General features: G+C 34.7%; 15 protein-coding genes. 8 read left to right on the forward strand and 7 right to left on the reverse strand.

Annotated elements, in window-relative coordinates; translation table 11 throughout:
* Positions 1 to 9: 9 nt before the first annotated feature.
* Complete coding sequence (locus GCL57_RS00940) at positions 10 to 510, forward strand: hypothetical protein (RefSeq protein ID WP_152211382.1); 501 nt, start codon at positions 10 to 12, stop codon at positions 508 to 510.
* Between the two features lie 92 nt (positions 511 to 602).
* Here GCL57_RS00940 and GCL57_RS00945 read toward each other — a convergent pair whose 3' ends face one another.
* The 4 genes from GCL57_RS00945 to GCL57_RS00960 form a co-directional block, all read right to left on the reverse strand.
* A complete protein-coding gene (locus GCL57_RS00945) occupies positions 603 to 965 on the reverse strand; it encodes an RNA recognition motif domain-containing protein (RefSeq protein ID WP_211363199.1) in 363 nt (120 codons plus the stop codon).
* A 170-nt stretch (positions 966 to 1,135) separates the two neighbouring features.
* Positions 1,136 to 1,726: a hypothetical protein gene (locus tag GCL57_RS00950; RefSeq protein WP_161597529.1), complete on the reverse strand. Its 591-nt coding sequence runs from the start codon at positions 1,724 to 1,726 to the stop codon at positions 1,136 to 1,138.
* Complete coding sequence (locus GCL57_RS00955; protein ID WP_152211384.1) at positions 1,720 to 2,991, reverse strand: gluzincin family metallopeptidase; 1,272 nt, start codon at positions 2,989 to 2,991, stop codon at positions 1,720 to 1,722. The genes GCL57_RS00950 and GCL57_RS00955 overlap by 7 nt, the downstream gene beginning before the upstream one ends.
* 22 nt (positions 2,992 to 3,013) lie before the next feature.
* Positions 3,014 to 3,808: a hypothetical protein gene (locus tag GCL57_RS00960; protein ID WP_152211385.1), complete on the reverse strand. Its 795-nt coding sequence runs from the start codon at positions 3,806 to 3,808 to the stop codon at positions 3,014 to 3,016.
* Between the two features lie 51 nt (positions 3,809 to 3,859).
* On the opposite strand from GCL57_RS00960, the gene GCL57_RS00965 reads away from it, so the two are divergent.
* From GCL57_RS00965 to GCL57_RS00980, 4 genes are all read left to right on the forward strand, one after another.
* Positions 3,860 to 4,201 (forward strand): hypothetical protein, encoded by a 342-nt coding sequence (locus tag GCL57_RS00965; RefSeq protein ID WP_152211386.1) that lies wholly within the window; start codon positions 3,860 to 3,862, stop codon positions 4,199 to 4,201.
* A gap of 50 nt (positions 4,202 to 4,251) precedes the next feature.
* On the forward strand, positions 4,252 to 4,923 hold the full coding sequence (locus GCL57_RS00970) for a response regulator (protein ID WP_152211387.1): 672 nt from the start codon (positions 4,252 to 4,254) through the stop codon (positions 4,921 to 4,923).
* Between the two features lie 176 nt (positions 4,924 to 5,099).
* Positions 5,100 to 6,122, forward strand: a complete 1,023-nt coding sequence (locus tag GCL57_RS00975) for a hypothetical protein (protein WP_152211388.1) — start codon at positions 5,100 to 5,102, stop codon at positions 6,120 to 6,122.
* A gap of 111 nt (positions 6,123 to 6,233) precedes the next feature.
* Entirely contained in the window at positions 6,234 to 6,605 is a 372-nt protein-coding gene (locus tag GCL57_RS00980; protein WP_152211389.1) for a TlpA family protein disulfide reductase, read from the forward strand.
* Here GCL57_RS00980 and GCL57_RS00985 read toward each other — a convergent pair.
* Genes GCL57_RS00985 through mmsA form a run of 3 tightly spaced genes read right to left on the reverse strand, consistent with a single transcriptional unit; the run spans position 6,602 to position 10,583 of the window.
* Positions 6,602 to 7,846: a DUF1688 family protein gene (locus GCL57_RS00985; RefSeq protein ID WP_152211390.1), complete on the reverse strand. Its 1,245-nt coding sequence runs from the start codon at positions 7,844 to 7,846 to the stop codon at positions 6,602 to 6,604. The genes GCL57_RS00980 and GCL57_RS00985 overlap by 4 nt on opposite strands.
* Complete coding sequence (locus GCL57_RS00990; RefSeq protein WP_152211391.1) at positions 7,839 to 9,086, reverse strand: GTP cyclohydrolase II; 1,248 nt, start codon at positions 9,084 to 9,086, stop codon at positions 7,839 to 7,841. The genes GCL57_RS00985 and GCL57_RS00990 overlap by 8 nt, the downstream gene beginning before the upstream one ends.
* 18 nt (positions 9,087 to 9,104) lie before the next feature.
* Positions 9,105 to 10,583, reverse strand: a complete 1,479-nt coding sequence (gene mmsA / locus GCL57_RS00995) for a CoA-acylating methylmalonate-semialdehyde dehydrogenase (protein WP_152211392.1) — start codon at positions 10,581 to 10,583, stop codon at positions 9,105 to 9,107.
* A 222-nt stretch (positions 10,584 to 10,805) separates the two neighbouring features.
* Here mmsA and GCL57_RS01000 point away from each other — a divergent pair, with 222 nt between their 5' ends.
* The 3 genes from GCL57_RS01000 (at position 10,806) to pncA (ending at position 13,654) form a co-directional block, all read left to right on the forward strand.
* Positions 10,806 to 11,207: a TraR/DksA family transcriptional regulator gene (locus GCL57_RS01000; protein WP_152211393.1), complete on the forward strand. Its 402-nt coding sequence runs from the start codon at positions 10,806 to 10,808 to the stop codon at positions 11,205 to 11,207.
* Between the two features lie 158 nt (positions 11,208 to 11,365).
* Positions 11,366 to 13,009, forward strand: coding sequence for a peptide ABC transporter substrate-binding protein (locus GCL57_RS01005; RefSeq protein ID WP_152211394.1), 1,644 nt, complete (start codon positions 11,366 to 11,368; stop codon positions 13,007 to 13,009).
* Positions 13,010 to 13,021: 12 nt separating this feature from the next.
* Positions 13,022 to 13,654 (forward strand): bifunctional nicotinamidase/pyrazinamidase, encoded by a 633-nt coding sequence (gene pncA / locus GCL57_RS01010; RefSeq protein ID WP_152211395.1) that lies wholly within the window; start codon positions 13,022 to 13,024, stop codon positions 13,652 to 13,654.
* The last annotated feature ends 61 nt before the right edge of the window (positions 13,655 to 13,715 follow it).

Genomic DNA, 13,715 nt, shown 5'->3' on the forward strand with positions numbered 1-13,715 from the left:
GGAGGGGGGATGGATAAAATTGAACTGGATATGCTCAGCATCTCAGCTTATGCAGACTCCTCCCATGCTCGTGATCGTGAATTGTGGCGAGGTTTTTTAAGCTATGCCTTGCCTGTTGTAATGGCCTATGATCCTGCAAAAATTGAAAAAAATTTGGCAGAAGCTGTAGTCTATTCTTTACATGAACTCACTGTAAAAATGGGAAAAAGCTATTCTAAAGCAGAGCTTTTACGTTCTATTTCTATGTTGTTGGCAAAAGAAATTGGTGTGTCACCTGAGTTTGCTTTGGCTTCTTTTTTTGAAGGTGAAATGCCCGCGACTCGTCTTTATAAAATTAACTACAGACCCATGAAGAAGTCAGCAAAGGTTCATCAAGAAGATGCTATGATTGGCGGTTGGTTGGCGGATTTAGCAAAAGTTCAGGAAGATAAGAAATTTATAAAGACGGTGGAAAAGTGGAGAAAGTGGTTTGAAACTGAAGCAGAAGATAATCACAAAGAAGCGAGTTAAATTTTTATATAAAATTAAAACGCTCCCAAACCTTAAAAAGGAATGAGAGCGTTCATATTTCGCGTTAGCAAAAGGATCAATTGAGCTTGATCTTAGTAGCGAGTGCGGTTTCCACCACGATCGCCACCACGATGTCCGCCGCCAAATCCGCCGCGGTTATTGCGTGGTTCTGGTGGACGAGCTTCATTTACGATCATTGGACGGCCGTTAAGCTCAGAACCATTGAACATAGAAATAGCTTGTTGTGCTTCAGCTTCTGTTCCCATTTCAACAAAACAGAATCCTTTAAAACGGCCTGTTTCGCGATCCATAACGGCACGAACGGAAGCCACATTACCAGCCTTTTCAAAAAGACTAGCAACATCATTCTCACTTACAGAAAAAGGCAAATTGCCTACATATAACTTGGTACCCACAGGATCTCCAGTTGAATTGTACAAATGCCGATCAAACACAAAAGCCCCATGCCACGCGTTGTATCGAACAAGAATAACTTTGAGATAAACGGTGGCTCTGAAAACTTTTCATGACTCACGGAGTATTCTCGGTTCCCAGTGTTTCATGGAACGCCTCTACTTGCAAGAGAAAAATAACGTCAAGAAAAAAACTCAATAATATTTATATATTAAAAAATTTGCATGGTCACTTCTAGCCCATATCCCCAAGCAAATCGCTTGTCATTCTCAAGAATCACATAACGTCCATAAGGTTCAATGACAACAATTCCACTGGCAATGGGAAAACCAATTCCTAATTGTGTCTGAAACATCGGTATGTTATCAGTTCCTGAGACATCATCTACTGGAACAACCAAAGGATATTGGGTCTTTAAGCTGATTTGTCGATAGATGCCTCCAATTCCAAAACTTATACTCGGGAGGATGATCCAATCGACCACCAACCCTATTTCTATATCGTACTTTAGGTCGTTTTCCTCAACTCGAATGGCTTGTGGCATTTCGGGTTGCAACCATGAGTAATTTGCCCGCAGCCCAGGACGCAACCAAAGTCTTTGAAATAATGGAATATAACCGTAAATAACGATTTCAGGAGCAACTTGTGTAAAGTAATTTTCTCCAAAATCTCGTATAGGGTAAAAACTCACACCTCCTCCAACGGCCATTTGAAAACGATTGGATTGACTAAAAGCGCTCGAATTGGATATTAATAATAAAATGAAAAGGAAAAATTTAATAATTTTCATTGAAGTTAACATCCAACGTGTGCAGAAGAGATAAAGCCAACGCCCCCAAAATTTGCTTTCAAATTATTACAAATTGCTGTTTGTAATGCCGCATTTGAAGATATTGCTGTCTGTGACAGAAAAGATTGAAAAAAAGAACTCAAGATAAGTCCATTATAATTGCTTTGACTCGAATTACTGATAACTTTGCAAATGTCTGATCCATTTAATAAGGTTGGAAGTTGAGTCATATTTGCTTTTGTCGTGGATAAAGCTGATACGATATTTGTCATAAATGCACTTCTGCCTGTTAATGATGTTTGATCAGTACTTACATTAATTTGAGCATTAAACAATGATTTTGCAAAAAGTGTTCCAATGCAATAAAAACTTCCAGTGCAAATATTATTTTGAGTATCTGTATTTGAATTGTAAATATCATCATAAGTAAAATTAATGCTTGAAAAATTTCTTTGTTCTGCAATATTATTGAAATCTAAACTATTCTTTAGAATATTTGTACTTCCTGTCTGAGTATAACTTAACATATCTGCAAAACCTTCATTTAAACCACGAATGGCATATTCATTTGATATACGATCGCATTCTTGTGATAGACCATTGTCAAAGGAATATTCCCAAATTGCGTGGCCAAATTCATGGGCAATGACCTGTAAATTAGAGGATAAAGGAATTTTTTCAATTGCGGATCGCTGGTATATTAAAAATTGATGAGCAGTGGGCATATAGGCAGCATTCGTTTTTCCAGATACTTCCGCATTTGAACCATCGCTTTCAATTGTAATTTTGGGTTCAAAAAGAATTTTAATTTTTCCATATTTTGCATTTATTGAGCTTAAAGAAATACCCGTCATAGTTTGAATGTTATTTGTTAAATAATCAAATTGATAATAAGAAGAAAGCATGGCAGCCGTTAAATAATCTTTTGGAATCGCAGCCCCATTTTTAACCTTGTATCTGAGCAAAGGAGCATTTCCTCCAGAAAAACTTTTGGCTGTTATGATTGATCCTGATATATTTTTAACAACAAGTTCTCCACCCAAAATCATTTGAAAATAATTTCCATCTAATTTATTTATATCTGTTAATGTAGAATAAGTTGCTATATCGAATATATAGGTGGGATTTTCAGATCTTTGTTGTGATGCATTTAATAAATTTAATTGAATAACTTTTGCTTTAAAAGGTGGACCTGGAATATTATTTTTTTGAGTACATGCAGATAATAAAATAAAGTTAAATAGAATTAAGCTGATATTTTTTGAATTTTTTTTCAAATGAAAAACTCCTTATTATTTGTTATAAAATAAAAGTCCAACTTAACCATGGTCCATAAAATTGGTTGCTAAAATTCCAATACCCCCCACTTAAGACTGATTCTGGTCCGGTTTTCCAATTGAATAAAAATCTAAAAAAAAATGGAAATTTAACAGTAGAGTTTGTAAAAGTGATGGAAGAATTGCTTTCTGGATTATCTATTTCTAAATTTAAATAAGCAGGCACTACAATAAGACCTTCAGCAGAATAAGATTCAGAGAAAAAGTGTAAATAATTTACTCCAAAAGCAAGCGTTTCCACTCCTATTTTAGAATATTTTAAATTGCTTGGATTACCCGTTTGTGAATGAAATGAGAGAGCAGTTGTATGAAAATTAAGAACATTATACTCATCAAAAAAATAAGATGTGTTATTTGTCCCACTGTATAACCAAATATTGTTAGCTGGTGCATTATTTGTTGTTAAATTTAAATAGCCTAAATAGCCTGTTATAACGGAACTTACATTGTGTGAAGAAAAAAAGCGATAACGTGCTTTTAAAATAGCTGTTGGTTGTAAAGTAAAGGCTGCTAAAAGAAGTGTTAACCCATTTGTACCAAGAGAAAAATGCTCAGTAACACCATAATCGAGTTGGAATGTTGGAATGTCAAAAACAACTTTTTTTGGAGGAGTCATTCCAGCATCAAAGTAACTAGGGAAATGGCTCAATGGTGTTTCGATAGGGGATTTTTGTTGGGTATCTAAAGCACCCCTTTGTGCATAGGAAAAGAATGGTGTATGACATATAAGGAAACAATAAAGGAATATTTTCTTCAAATGATTTCTACCTTCAAATAAAAATTGTGTTCAATTTATAAAGGATTTTGAATGAAATCGCAAAAACTAATATATCTCGGAAGCTTTCTTTCCTCTGCATTTTTGACAACCTCGTGTTTAACGGTTGGCAGTTCATTTCCAAGTTCTGTTACCTGGATAAAAACAGATAAAACAACTAAAACCGAAATTGAAAAAGCTTTCGGCCCTCCTTTCCGTATGGGATACGATTCAGGTTACCGCACCTACTCTTATGGATATTATAAATATTCCGCATTTTCAGAAAGTCTAACTAAAGACTTAACAATCCGTTTTAATGCAAATGACACTGTGAGCAGTTATAGTTTTAGCAGTTCGTTTCCTGATGATAAAGAAAAACCCAATTCAAAGGAGTGATTTATTTCTTATAAATAACTCCAAATTGATTTTATAAGAGGAGCTTGGGGATGCAAAATGACTTTATGGATAAAACTATTTTTATGGTTGATGACGAAAAGGATCTCCTAGACTCTATGGCCGCAGTTATCCTATTGCATTTAAAAATCAATATCGTACTTTTTAATTCTCCTTTAGAAGCCCTAAAAAAAATAAAATCAGGGGATGTCCCAAATTTAATTATTTCCGATATAAAAATGCCTAAAATGGATGGACTTAAGTTTGTTTCTGAAATTAGGCAACTGAATATAAGAAAACCAATTATAGTTATGTCTGCTTTTGCAAATAAATCAGAAGCCATTCAATCATTACAGCTTGGTGTCTATGGTTTACTTGATAAACCATTATCTTATGAACTCCTTATCCACGAAATCACGCGAGCGTTAAATTTAGAAGAATATGCTTTGTTAACCGAAAGATTAAGGAGCGAAAAAGATCTTCTTATTGAACTTTTTCAAAAATTTATTTCTAAAAATCATGAAAGAATTTCAAATGTAGAGAATTTATTGCTAAATGAGACCAAAATTTTTTCGAAAAATAAGCATAAAAATAAAGATAAAATTTCAAATTTTTTAAATGATATCATTGAGTGCAATGCTATTGATAGGGAAGTTTCAAAGGTTTTTCAAAAAGTAAATGAACTCATTGCTAAACAAGAAGCCCATATGAATTATTCGATTTAAAATTAGAAACTATAATTTATTTAATTGGTTATCTTCATAATATAGATATTTATAATCTCCTGCAACAATTTGTTTCATCAATTTTATTGTATATCAAAAAATAAATGATATCTAACTTGCTCCTGCATAAAATCTTATGCAGTGAGTTTGATTTGTTTGGATAAAAAGGAAAATAAATGAGGATAAATCAGGTATTATCAATAATAATTTCAGTTGTTTTTTGTTCTTTAATGCAAAATGCAAAAGCTTGTTCTTCTTGTGGATCAAGTGCAACCTCGCCTTTGGTATTGAATCCAGATGAAAATTTAAAAATGTATTTTGGAATTTCAGAAAACTTAAATTTTATGGATTACGGCGCTAAAGGGGCTGATTCTACTGAACAAATTCCTAACCAAAAAATAACTTCCCGGCGTACTTTAACTCTGGCAATTGGCTATCGCACGACAGAAAATTCTTTTGTGACTTTGACTGGCTCAGGAGTGCAAAATCAAGGTCCTATTGATCGTGGTTTTCCTGAAATGGGGATGGCAGATAAACAATATCTAATGGGTGATCCTATTTTAGCAGGACGCTACAATTTAGTAAATATGGATATTACAAACACTTATCGCCCACAAGTTCAGTTGGCTATGAGCTACAAACCAAGTTTAGCAAAGAATATGGTTGATAATGAACCCTCTGCAATTAAAACAGTTGGCAATGGATTTCACCAGGTTACCGCTGGGGTTGATTTTTGGTTTGGTATGTCTGCAGTTCAGTTTGGTGCAGCACAATTTGTGACATACTCCTTCGATAGACAACCAAATAATGCAGGAAGAACATGTTGTGGTAAGGAAAGCTCAACAACGACACAGGTAAAAAGAACTCGAGACTTACAGTATACGACAGTTCTTACGGTAGGATATATTTTTAAAGAACACAATATATCTATACAAAGCGGTGCAATTCTTGATTATATAGGTGAAGAGAAAATCACAAACCAAAATAATAACGATGGCACTCAATCATATATTGTTAAGAAACCAGCACAATCAAATTCTCTATTTGCAAATGTGAAATATAAATCATCTGATAAAGATACTTGGCGTTTATCTTATACACTTGGTGGAGCATATGAGGGTGATTTAGGAGTATTTACAAACTCGAGTCAAACCACTTCTGACTCCATTGCTTTTTCATATGAAAGAACAATTTTCTAATTAAATCCTTGCGAAAAAAATGTATTTCAATTAATTTATTGACAACTATTTGTCTGCAAAACCAGCAAGTTTTGCAGGTATTTCTTATTTATTGACCTTAATAAGTGTATTATGTTAAAAAAAATCATTCATCTTTTATTTATACTTTTCTTTCTTAAATATTCTGTATTAGCTTATGCAAAATGTATAGTTGGCGACGATAAAGATATTGCTCACTTAGTAGAAAAAAAAGCAAAGGTGAAACTTGTTTTTTTTTCTACATGGTGTGCAGATTGTAAAGACGAGCTAGAAAAAATAAAGAAGGAAAAATCAACAAAAGAGCAAGTGATTTTAATTAATATTTTTGATCCTGAAAAAAAAGCTGACAATGTTTTAAAAAAATTTTCACTTGAAAGTTACTCTTGTTTTATAGATACCTCTAAAAAAATTCGTGAAAAATATAAAGTGACGACTGTGCCAAAAGTTATTTATATAAATAATTAAAAGACAGTTCCGTCGCTATTTATTCTAAGGGGAGGGCTTTTGTCTTTGCGTAATTGTTCTGCCATTTTTCTTCCGGCCCACCATGTGCCACCTTCTAAAACACGTGCTAAAGGAAATTCAGAAGGCTTTTTACCCAAGAGCTCTGTTACCTTTTTACCAATTTCATCAAGAAAAGTTATTGTGAGAGCTCGCCATTCTATAATAAGTTCTGAACTTGGCAAATGGATTTTATCAAACTCCTCTTTATTTTTTAATGAAATTAAGCCAGAGTCTAAAATCAATCCGCCATTTCTGTATTCTGCTAAACCTGTTAAAGAATCAATGTGCGTGATATTTAAGCCTGCATCGGTCAATGGTTCAAAAAGCGAATACGACAGCCATTGTGAGAGTTTATGGAATGGAATCAAAGCTTGTAGACCTTCTCCTAGAGGGGAGTAATTCCAAACATCTCCAATGTTAATTTGATTGATTGTGGCTCTTCCTGGCCATATTGAACCAAGTCCTTGTTGCAAAGTTCTTAAAATAAAGGCGGCAGAAATTTTTCCAGAAGGAGATTTCTCTTGAAAATATTCAAGCATATTTCCAATGCGCTGATTTTCACTGCCAAAGAGATCTTCATCATTGTGCAGAGCATGTCCTAAGTTGTGCAAGAGCTTTAATCTTCCCTCAATACCAATAAGAGGGTTTTTTTCTGAAATTTGAAATCCTTCTATGAATTCATTTTCGCTGATACTCAAAAGACGCTCAGCATCGACTCTGAGCGGATTTTTTTTATCCATGGAAAAAAAACCAGCAAGAAATAAACGAAAACTGGCCACTGCCAAGCCCTCTGAGCGAGCGTATTCTTTCCCTGTTTTTTGTTCTAAATAACGCCAGCGCATGCCCGCACCTGCATCGAGTAAAACACTGATCACCACAAGATCAAGTTTTGCTTTTGTCTGTTGAGTAGAAGTCTGTTTTTCGAGCATTAATTTGAGTTCTGCTACGCGATCAATATTTCCTACATTAAAATGATTCCAGCGTGAATGAAATGGAATATTTAATTTTGGATAATTACTTAAAGTAACATCTATGACATACTTTGAAACTTCATCAATTTTATTTAAATGAATTAGAAATTGAGTTTTATTTTCAATGGATAAATTATAAATTTCTAATGATTTTTTTCTTATTGTTTCAGGAGAAAATATATATTCAAGATCGTTAATATCTCCACTATAATCAATCAAATTTTCACTCATTAAGATTGCGTCCTTTCACTTTTTTGAGTTCAGTCGCATCCTTTGTTTTGCCTTCAGTGTAATAGCCAGCTGCTTTTTTGGCTTCCATTTCTACTTGGGCATCCTGAGGAATGAGTTCATCAGGAATGGATACTCTTCGTATAACTTCAATTCCACTTTCAATAATAGCATTGTATTTCATATCGCTCATAGATACGAGATTGTCTATACGTTTTATTCCAAGCCAATGTAAAACATCAGGCATAAGTTGTTGAAAACGCATATCTTGTACACCTGCAACGCATTCTGTGCGATGGAAATAAGTAGCAGCGCTGTCTCCACCTTCTTGTCTTTTACGTGCATTATAAACGAGAAACTTTGTCACTTCACCAAGTGCACGTCCTTCTTTTCTAAAGTAAACGATAACACCCGAACCACCTTCTTGTGCCGTGCGAATAGATTCTTCAATTCCGTGGGTTAGGTAGGGCCTACAGGTGCAAATATCTGAGCCAAACACGTCGGAGCCGTTGCATTCATCATGTATACGCACGGTGAGCTTTTTAGATAAATCGGAAATGTGCTCAACATTGCCAAACATATAAACGGATGTACTGCCTATTGGAGGGAGAAGTATTTTTAAATCTTTTCGAGTGATAAGTTCAGGAAACATACCGCCTGTTTGATCGAAAAGGACGCGGCGTAAATCACCTTCCGAAACATGAAACCTTTTTGCAATGCCAGGTAAATACCATACTGGGTCAATAGCAGCTTTAGTGACAACAACATCTTTGTTTTTGGTGATTATTTTATTGTCAATATGGAGCCGCCCTGAATCAATTGCTTGATTTATTTCTGGCATATTTATATGAGCAGTTGTTATTGCAATTGTTGGCCTAATGTCGTATCCTTTTTCGTAAAAACTTTTAAAAACGTCTGCAACTTGCGCTCCCCAAGGGTCAAGGCTCACAATTTTTTCAGGATCTCCCCAAGAAGGAAACGGACCAATGTTTGTAAATGGTGAGGTATTTGTGAGGTCAGGTTTGTGATCCATGGTCAATGCCCCAGACGCATTTGCTAAAGCTCTATAAACTGTGTAGCTGCCGCTGTGCGTGCCTATGGAGTTTCTATGTTCTCTTTTTGTTAAAGAAGCGACTACCGGACCACGTAAAATCGGAGTGCTTTCTCCCCAATTTAGAGGAGCTGCTTGTTTAAAAATGCTTGCTGGGTGAGAGGTTAAAAGAACATGACTTGTAATTGCCATTTTATTCTCCTAGCAGTGTTAAGACATCCAGTTTTTGCTTTTTTGCTGAATCCATTTTGTCGTTATTTTTTTTCTGTTACTCCAAAATTCAATGCCTCCTTCGCCCGTGATATCTCCATGCCCAAATTTAGAAGCATTTATTCCACCAAAGGAAAAAGGCTCACGAGGGACAGGTATGCCAACGTTAATTCCGATCATTCCTGCACTTGCATTTTCAGAAACAAATTCTGCTACATCGCCTCGAGTTGTAAAAACCGAGGCGGCATTTCCATAAGGATTTTTATTTTCAATTGCTATTGCTTCTTCTAAATTTTTGCAACGAATAATAGATAAAATAGGACCGAATAATTCTTCTTTTGCAGCAAAACTTTGAGGAGAGACGTTGTCTAGTATCGTTGGATTGAGCCAATTGCCATTTTCATACTCTTTTGCAATTGTTACTTTACGTCCGTCAACTAAAATTTTTGCTCCTTCTTTTTGAGCTGTTCCAATTGCAGTTGTTAATTTATTAAGAGATTCTTTAGTTATAACTGCACCTATGTTTACTTTAGGCTGAAACTCTTTCGCTTTATCGACTAGAGAATTGATTATTAAATCAACTTCTCCTACAGCAAGTAAAACACTTGCAGCCATACAGCGCTGACCTGCACAGCCTGTGAAAGACGCAAGAATAGCATCAGCGGTAGTTTCTTTATCTGCATCAGGCATTAGTATAATATGATTTTTTGCGCCACCTAAAGTCAGTGCTCTTTTGCCTTGGGCCGTTGCTCTTTTATAAACATCTTTTGCAACGGGAGTTGAACCTACAAAGGCAACTGCTTTAATATCTTCGTGTTCACAAAGTGCTTCGACTGTTACTTTATCGCCTTGAACCACTGTTAAAACCCCATCTGGTAAACCTGATTTTTTTAATCCTTCTGCTATTAATAAAGAAGTAATTGAGGTTTTTTCGGAAGGTTTCCAAATAAAGCAATTTCCAACAATCAAAGCATTTGGAATCATCCAGAGGGGGACCATTGCGGGGAAGTTACTTGGCGTTATTCCTGCAACTATGCCTAAAGGTTCTCTTTTGTATTCACAGCTGACTCCGCGTGAAACAGGTATTTTATAGAGTTTTTCACTACAAGGTAAGCTTATTGCAAATTCGAGAATTTCTATACCTTTAAGAAGTCCATCTTGAGCTTCTTTTGGAAGTTTTCCACATTCATCACTTATTGTTTGCGAGAGTAGGGTAAGATTTTCTAAAATCCAGCCTCTAAATTGATTTAAAATGTGTGCCCTTTCCCGAACACTCATTTGTGCCCAATCTTTTTGAACTGCTTTAGCAGCTACCACTGCTTTATGAATGTCTTGCGCATTGCTTCTATATGTTCGTGCAATTGCTTTTCCTGTATGAGGATTTTTAATTTGCGATAGCTCTTCTGATGGCTTCAGCCAATTCCCTCCGACAAAATTTAAGCAATCAATTAATTCTTGGCTTACAAAGCGACTTAGCATAAGATGATATTCCTTTAAGCTCTTTGATTAGGTAATCAAAAAGAGTATGTTTAGTATCCCTAGACTATTGGTAATGGTTTAGTGTATGTCAATTTTCCGATGTGGTAAACCATATCAATTTTTAAAAGGCGAATTTAGACATTTGATGTTTTTATTTGCATCTCATAAAGTCATACCAATGTTTGTTTTTGGTATCAGTGTTGTGTAGGAGTACGAAAAACGATGCCACCTAAGATGCCTTCCCAACCACAAGAGTTGACTCGTGAAGAGATTGTTCAACTCAAATCTGTACTTGTAAAACTGCGTGATGATCTTTATGCTAAAGAACATGCTCGCAAAACTGAAGGCGCATATGAAATAAGTCGTGATGATATCTCTGATGAAACCGATCTTGCCTCAGTCGAAACCGATCAAGAAGTAAATATGAAACTTGCCGAAGCTGAACGTAATAAACTTTCTCTTATTGAGAAAGCTCTTAGAAAAATTGATGCAAATGATGGAACTTACGGTTTGTGTGAAGGTACGGGTGACCCAATTGGGTTTAAACGTCTACAAATTCAACCTTGGGCTCTTTATTCTTTGCGTCATCAAGAAGATTTAGAGCGTGGGCGGAGAGCAAATTAGGCTCTCTTTAAAGTTCTAAATATTAAATAAAACTCTCAAACGGACTCACTTTGAGAGTTTTTTTATTAATAGTCAAAAATAGGCTAGACGGCCAAAAAAAACGATGATACTTTTGCACTGCATTTTAAAAAGGTACAACAGTATTGGAGACTCTCGTTATGGTCGTTTCTAAAAATAAGCTTATCTCTTCAAGTATATTAGCTGCATTGTTATTTTCTTCTTATTCTTATGCAGCAGATGTTCCTAAAAATGTTGTTTTAGCGAAAAAACAGATTTTTAATAAAGGTAACGGCGCGGAACTTCCAACACTTGATCCGCAAAAAGTTGAAGACAAGCAAGGTAACAACATTGCAATTGATTTGTTTGAAGGACTGGTGCGTGATGATAATGAAGGAATAGTACGTCCTGCAGGCGCTCATAAATGGGAAATTACTCCTGACGGTCTTACTTATACGTTTCATTTACGTAAGAATGCAAAATGGTCAAATGGTGATACAGTAACAGCACATGATTATGTTTATGGTATACAGCGATTGTCTGATCCTAAAGTGGCTTCTACTTATGCATTTTTAACAATTGCTTTAAAAAATGGAGAAGAGGTGAATGAGGGGCGAATTCCTGTTTCATCTTTGGGTGTAAAAGCGCTTGATGATTATACTCTACAAATTCAACTTGCAAGAAAAAACCCCGCTATTTTAGATACTTTAGTCATGAGAAACTTTTCCCCAATCAATAAAAAAGTAATGGAAAAGTATGGAGAGCAGTATTTTCAACCTGGAAAATTAGTTACCAATGGAGCTTATATGCTTACATATTGGCGTGTAGGTGATAAGTTAACTATGGTAAAAAATCCTCACTATTGGAATGCAAATAAAACAGTTATCGAAGAAGTTAATTATTTTCCAATTCAAAATGTAAATACCGAAGAACAGATGTACCTTTCAGGTCAGCTGGATATGACTAATGATATATCTACCGATCAATTTGATAAATTAAAGAAAAAACTTGGCAGTGAGGTTCGCAGTGACGCTTTTTTAGCAAGCTATTTTTTTAGTTTCAATAATCAAGTTGAGCCTTTTAAAGATAATTTAAAATTAAGAGAAGCACTTAACTTAGTTATAGATAGAAATGTTATTACACAAAAGGTAACAAGAAGAGGAGAAATATCTTCGAATGATATTGCAGCGCAAGGGGTAAAAAATTATAATTTGAATGTGTACAGTTGGTCAAATTTATCCATGCAAGAACGGATTAAAACTGCCAAAAAACTATATGCAGAAGCTGGATATTCAGAGAAAAATCCATTGACATTAAAAATTCTTTACAGCACTAACGAAAATTTTAAAAAACTTGTGCTCACGGTTGCTTCTATGTGGAAAGATCATCTAGGTGTTAAAGTTGAACTTGAAAATCAGGAGTGGAAGGTTTTCTTAAAAACAAGACAAAAAGGTGATTTTCAAGTTGCTTTTGATAGATGGAATGCAGACTATAACGATATAAATACTTTTGCAGATCTTTTGCGCAGCGATAATATTCAAAATAATGCAAAATATCGCAGTGAAATATTCGATAAAATGCTAAAAAAAGCAGATTACGAAATGAATGTTGAAAAGAGAAAAAAATATTTTGAAGAAGCTCTGTCATATGCCATGAATGAATATCCAATTGTTCCTTTATACACAGCTGTTTCGGTGCATCTTGTCAAAAAGTATGTTGGAGGTTATACAGGTAAGAACCCGCTTGATAACACAAGCTCTTTTGATCTTTATATGATCGAGCCCAGTAAAGTATTAAAAAATTAAGTTTAGGATAAGATGAAAAAAAATATTCTCCTTTTAGTTGATCTCCAAAATGATTTCCTTCCAGGGGGAGCTCTGGCTGTTCCTCAAGGGAATGAAGTTATTCCCATTGCTAATCTTTTAATGGAAAATTCAAATTCATTCTTTTCTGAAATAATTGCTACCCAAGACTGGCATCCGCAAAATCATAAAAGTTTTGCTACAAATCATTTTGGTAAAAATATTGGTGAATTTGTTAAACTCAATGAAGTTGAACAAATGCTTTGGCCAAATCACTGCATACAAAATTCTAATGGCGCATCTTTTGCGGCAAATTTAAATGTTCAAAAAATCATGAGAGTTTTTCAGAAGGGACAAAATTCTGAAGTGGATAGCTACAGCGGTTTTTTTGATAATGATCACAAAACATCTACAGGATTGGGTGAGTATCTAAAATCAATTTCTGCAACAGATATTTATATTATGGGTTTAGCAACAGAGTATTGTGTAAAATTTACAGCTATTGATTCTATAAATTTAAACTTTACAACTTATTTAATTATAGACGGATGTCGTGGAATAAATATTCAAAAAAATGATATAAGCAATGCAATTTCTGAAATGAAAATGAAAAATATTCATATTTGCAATAGCTCAAATATTTTATAAATAAAATCGACAAGAAAAGCCTAAATCAAATATTTGACGTACTCATGTCACCTTACAGTTG

It is taken from the genome of Fluviispira multicolorata, assembly GCF_009208585.1.
GTDB classification, from domain to species: Bacteria; Bdellovibrionota_B; Oligoflexia; order Silvanigrellales; family Silvanigrellaceae; genus Silvanigrella; species Silvanigrella multicolorata.

Excerpts from the sequence above, each read along its gene's own strand:
- GCL57_RS00940 (WP_152211382.1), top strand. The coding sequence starts at position 10 with ATGGATAAAATTGAACTGGATATGCTCAGCATCTCAGCTTATGCAGAC.
- GCL57_RS00950 (WP_161597529.1), bottom strand. The coding sequence starts at position 1,726 with ATGTTAACTTCAATGAAAATTATTAAATTTTTCCTTTTCATTTTATTA.
- GCL57_RS00965 (WP_152211386.1), top strand. The coding sequence starts at position 3,860 with ATGAAATCGCAAAAACTAATATATCTCGGAAGCTTTCTTTCCTCTGCA.
- GCL57_RS00970 (WP_152211387.1), top strand. The coding sequence starts at position 4,252 with ATGCAAAATGACTTTATGGATAAAACTATTTTTATGGTTGATGACGAA.
- GCL57_RS00975 (WP_152211388.1), top strand. The coding sequence starts at position 5,100 with ATGAGGATAAATCAGGTATTATCAATAATAATTTCAGTTGTTTTTTGT.
- GCL57_RS00980 (WP_152211389.1), top strand. The coding sequence starts at position 6,234 with ATGTTAAAAAAAATCATTCATCTTTTATTTATACTTTTCTTTCTTAAA.
- GCL57_RS00985 (WP_152211390.1), bottom strand. The coding sequence starts at position 7,846 with ATGAGTGAAAATTTGATTGATTATAGTGGAGATATTAACGATCTTGAA.
- GCL57_RS00990 (WP_152211391.1), bottom strand. The coding sequence starts at position 9,086 with ATGGCAATTACAAGTCATGTTCTTTTAACCTCTCACCCAGCAAGCATT.
- mmsA (WP_152211392.1), bottom strand. The coding sequence starts at position 10,583 with ATGCTAAGTCGCTTTGTAAGCCAAGAATTAATTGATTGCTTAAATTTT.
- GCL57_RS01000 (WP_152211393.1), top strand. The coding sequence starts at position 10,806 with ATGCCACCTAAGATGCCTTCCCAACCACAAGAGTTGACTCGTGAAGAG.
- GCL57_RS01005 (WP_152211394.1), top strand. The coding sequence starts at position 11,366 with ATGGTCGTTTCTAAAAATAAGCTTATCTCTTCAAGTATATTAGCTGCA.
- pncA (WP_152211395.1), top strand. The coding sequence starts at position 13,022 with ATGAAAAAAAATATTCTCCTTTTAGTTGATCTCCAAAATGATTTCCTT.